The 3722-nt window shown below is 52.1% G+C and carries 3 protein-coding genes; 1 reads left to right on the top strand and 2 read right to left on the bottom strand.

The window, feature by feature from the left end:
* Positions 1–66 precede the first annotated feature (66 nt).
* Together GZ1_RS17465 and GZ1_RS17460 are read right to left on the bottom strand one after the other, a co-directional pair.
* Positions 67–1602 (bottom strand): solute symporter family protein, encoded by a 1536-nt coding sequence (locus tag GZ1_RS17465; RefSeq protein WP_033009100.1) that lies wholly within the window; start codon positions 1600–1602, stop codon positions 67–69.
* Positions 1602–1943, bottom strand: coding sequence for a DUF485 domain-containing protein (locus GZ1_RS17460; protein WP_020755959.1), 342 nt, complete (start codon positions 1941–1943; stop codon positions 1602–1604). Before GZ1_RS17460 ends, GZ1_RS17465 begins: the two co-directional genes overlap by 1 nt.
* 315 nt (positions 1944–2258) lie before the next feature.
* Here GZ1_RS17460 and bcaP point away from each other — a divergent pair, with 315 nt between their 5' ends.
* Positions 2259–3674: a branched-chain amino acid transporter BcaP gene (gene bcaP / locus GZ1_RS17455; protein WP_060788996.1), complete on the top strand. Its 1416-nt coding sequence runs from the start codon at positions 2259–2261 to the stop codon at positions 3672–3674.
* Positions 3675–3722: the final 48 nt, after the last annotated feature.

The raw sequence follows: 3722 nt of genomic DNA, 5'->3' as shown, positions 1-3722 counted from the left end.
GTTATAATGCTAATTGGGGCTGGCCCAAACGCAAGCACGTTTTGGGCCAGCCCCTTCTTTGCTGTGTTACACGCGTCCTATCCCAGTATTTGCTTTGACGACAATTTCCGTATATTTCTTTTCATCCGATTTTTTCGACGAGACGAGCGTGCCAACGATCGCACCGATAAAGCCGAGCGGAATCGAGATGATGCCCGGGTTGGCGAGCTTAAAGAGCGGTTCGCCGACGAAAATGGCGGCGCCCGGCTGCGGCGACCAGACGTTCGGGCTGAAGAAGACGAGCACCAAGGCGCTGATCAGGCCGACAAGCATCCCCGTAATCGCTCCAGTCGTGTTAAAGCGGCGCCAGAAAATGGTGAATACGATCGTCGGCAAGTTGGCGCTGGCGGCGACCGCAAATGCGAGCGATACGAGGAACGCGACGTTCATTTTTTGTGCAAACAGCGCTAACAAAATCGACAACACCGAGACGCCGACGGATGCCCAGCGGGCGGCGAGCATTTGTTCTTTTTCCGTCGCCTGGCCGCGCCGCAAAATATGGCTGTAAAAGTCATGGGCAAACGCCGAGGCGGCTGACAACACAAGTCCGGCGACAACGGCCAAAATCGTCGCAAAGGCGACGGCAGAGACGAAAGCGAACAAGAAATCTCCGCCAAGCGCTTCCGCCAACAGCGGGGCGGCCATATTGCCGGCCGGGTTGGCGGCGACGATTTTGTCATAGCCGACAAACGCGGCGGCGCCAAAGCCTAAAAAGATCGTCATGACGTAGAAAAGCCCAATGATCCATGTCGCATACACGACCGATTTGCGCGCAGTCGGGGCGTCTTTGACCGTAAAGAAGCGGATCAAAATGTGCGGCAGCCCGGCCGTCCCCAACACGAGCGCCAAGTTGAGTGAAATCGTATCGAGTGGATCCTTAAACTTGTTGCCCGGGTTTAAAAACGCCTCGCCAAGCGGCGTCGCTGTTTTCATTTCGTGGAACATTTTGGCGATGCTGAAATCGAATTTGGCAAAGACGATGATGGAAATGATAAACGTACCGACCATCAGCAAGACGGCTTTGACGATTTGCACCCAACTCGTTGCTGTCATGCCCCCGAAGACGACGTACACCGTCATCAAAATGCCGACGATCAAGACGGAATAAATGTAGTCTAGACCCAACAGAAGCTTGATGAGGCCGCCGGCGCCGACAAGCTGGGCGATCATATAGAAAATCGAGATGGCGATCGTATTTAACGCCGCGACGCCGCGCACTTTCTTATCGTCAAAACGGGCGGCGATCATATCGGCCATCGTGTATTTGCCGAGGTTGCGAAGCGGTTCGGCGACGATATACAAGACGACAAGATAAGCGACAAGGAAGCCGATGCTGTAAAAGAAGCCGTCAAATCCCGTCAGCGCGATCATGCCAGCGATTCCTAAGAAGGATGCGGCGGACATATAATCGCCTGCGATGGCGAGCCCGTTTTGCCAGCCGGTGAGGCTGCTGTCCGCGGTGTAAAATTCGCTTGTCGTTTTCGTCCGTTTCGAGGCGTAGTACGTAATGACAAGCGTCAAGGCGACGATAATGAGGAAGAGGAAAAAGGCGAGCCCGTGCATTACGTGTTTCCTCCTTCCGCTGCTTCTTGCTTCACTTGCTCGACGATGGCATCAAATTGTGCTGCGCGTTTCGAATAAAGGATGCATAAGGCCCATGTCATAATAAACTGCGCAAAGGCAAACAGCCACGCCCAGCTGACCGGCCCAATCGCTGGTGCGTTGAGCGCTTTCGAATACGACGTCAACACCGGAAGGGCGAAGTAAAAGACGAAGAAAAAGACGGTGGCTGGGATGATGAAGCGCTTCTTCGCCTGAATGAGCCCGCGGAACGAAGCGGATTGAGCGATGGCATCATAGTTGATGCCGCCCTGGTCGGCCCTTGATTGTTTTTTCACTGCCATTGTAATCCCTCCTTGTCATTAAAGCGTTTTCAAAAAGGACTATGAACTGTTCTGCCGCAAACGGTGGATGTGCCCCCCTTTCTGACACAAATTTGTCACACATTCATTATACATTTATCTGAAAAATTTGTAAATTGATGTTTTTTGTTATTTTTAAAAACTATTTTTTGCTTTACCGCACAAAACGGAGAAAATTTTTTTGCTGTTTTTCTTATTTTCGCACTTTACAAAAAAACAAGGATCATGTAGAATGTCAACTGTATTCGACAACAAAATTCAACAATTTTCTACAAAAAACGACAAGGAGAGACATCTATGAATTTGTTTCGTAAAAAACCGATTCAATCGTTGCTTAAGGAGTCGGGGACGAAAGGAGCTTCGCTGCGAAAAGAGTTAGGTGCATTCGACTTGACGATGCTCGGCATCGGCGCCATTATCGGGACAGGCATTTTCGTCTTGACCGGGGTGGCGGCGGCGGAACATGCTGGTCCGGCTCTCGTTCTTTCGTTCGTTTTGTCTGGGTTGGCGTGTGTGTTTGCGGCGCTTTGCTACGCCGAGTTCGCCTCGACGGTGCCGGTGTCAGGGAGCGCATACACATATAGCTATGCGACATTCGGTGAATTATTCGCTTGGATTTTAGGCTGGGATTTGATTTTGGAATATGGGATTGCTTCGTCGGCGGTCGCTGTCGGTTGGTCCGGTTATTTCCAAGGGTTGCTTGCCGGTTTTGGCATCGAGCTGCCGAAGGCGCTCACGAGCGCGTATGATCCGGGGAAAGGGACGTTCATCGATTTGCCAGCGATTTTAATTATTCTGTTCATTACGTTTTTGTTGAACTTAGGCGCCAAAAAATCGGCGCGTTTTAACGCGGTGATCGTTGCCATTAAAGTGGCGGTCGTGCTGCTCTTTTTGGCGGTCGGTGTTTGGTACGTCAAACCGGAGAACTGGACGCCGTTTATGCCGTATGGCTTCTCTGGCGTAGCGACCGGCGCGGCGACGGTGTTTTTCGCTTACATCGGCTTTGATGCGGTGTCGACGGCGGCGGAAGAAGTGCGCAATCCGCAGCGCGATATGCCAATTGGCATTATCGTCTCGTTGCTTGTGTGCACATTGTTGTATATTGCGGTTTCGCTCGTATTGACAGGCATCGTTCCGTACGAGCAGCTCAACGTGAAAAACCCAGTGGCGTTTGCGTTAAACTATATCCACCAAGACTGGGTGGCGGGCTTTATTTCGCTCGGGGCGATCGCCGGCATTACGACCGTGCTCCTTGTGATGATGTATGGGCAGACGCGTCTCTTCTACGCCATCAGCCGCGACGGTTTGCTGCCGAAAGTGTTTGCTCGCATCAGCCCGACGCGCCAAGTGCCGTATGTCAATACGTGGCTGACGGGAGCGGCTGTAGCGGTATTTGCCGGCATCATTCCGCTCAACAAATTGGCGGAACTGACGAACATCGGCACGCTCTTTGCCTTTATCACCGTCTCGATCGGCGTGTTGGTGCTGCGTAAAACGCAGCCGGACTTAAAGCGGGCATTCCGCGTTCCGTTTGTCCCAGTCATCCCGATTTTGGCTGTCTTATTCTGCGGCTACCTCGTTCTTCAGCTTCCGGCGACGACATGGATCGGTTTTGTCTCGTGGCTACTGATCGGTTTAGTGATTTACTTTATCTACGGCCGCAAGCATAGTGAGCTGAATGAAATGGCACGGACGGAAGAAAAGGCCGGATGAACGGCCAAACAATGAAAAAGGGGCTGACCCAAATGGGGAAACAGCCCC

This window comes from Geobacillus zalihae NBRC 101842 (assembly GCF_001544135.1).
In the GTDB taxonomy this organism is placed as follows: Bacteria; Bacillota; Bacilli; order Bacillales; family Anoxybacillaceae; genus Geobacillus; species Geobacillus zalihae.
The sequence above is the reverse complement of the archived record's forward strand: the minus strand, read 5'-3'. Positions and strand labels throughout refer to the sequence as shown.